The sequence below is a fragment of the Merdimmobilis hominis genome, assembly GCF_016901855.1.
GTDB lineage: Bacteria > Bacillota > Clostridia > Oscillospirales > Ruminococcaceae > Paludihabitans.
On sequence record NZ_JACJKY010000063.1, the window covers coordinates 1 to 694 of the forward strand.

A 694-nucleotide genomic window follows, 5' to 3' on the forward strand; every position below is an offset into this window, starting at 1 on the left:
ACCACCGTCCGGCCGCTGCATTGGGTTACAGAAGCCCCGTTCAGTTTAAAACCGAACGGGGCTTCTGATAAATATTCTTTTTACTGTCTACTTTCTCTTGACAAGTGCACAGGGGTGTGGTCTGCTTCCTCTTTTGCGTGCGATCGTATGTGTGAAAGGGTACAGACCATCATCATATAAAATCAATGCAATGATTAAAAAATATGCGCGAATATGGCTGATTCGGATGCTCTGCTTGGTTTCAACTGAATATTTGTAAAAAGAAGTATATCTTTATCATTATTATATATAACAAAAAATATTTTGTCAATGCATTTTTGATATCTTGTTTTAAAATAATGGTATTATATTAAAATATTTTAGATAATTTAAAGTGAAACAATAAAAATAACATCCAGTTAAACTGTGCGATTTCACAATTCAACTGGATGCATTTTGTGGGGAGTCTGTATTTTGCTTTCAAGACAAGCTTGCGCGTAAATCAATCAGAACCGCACATACTGCGCAGAAATATAGCCTTTTGTACCATCTTTGAGTGTGACAGCATACCATCCGTTCTGCGATTCACCGTGTACCGTAAATGAATCACCGCGGTTTACGTGCGTAAGAATCGAGGAAGAGGTGGAAGCGAGCGAACGGATGCGCACACGATCGCCGGTGGAATAACCTGTTTTGGTTGCAGGCGTGCTCGGCG

General features: G+C 39.9%; 1 protein-coding gene. It reads right to left on the reverse strand.

The annotated features are described in order from the left end of the window. Window positions 1-485: 485 nt before the first annotated feature. Window positions 486-694, reverse strand: a 209-nt coding sequence (locus H6A12_RS13055) for an SH3 domain-containing protein (RefSeq protein ID WP_204448435.1), incomplete at its 5' end; no start/stop codon positions are given.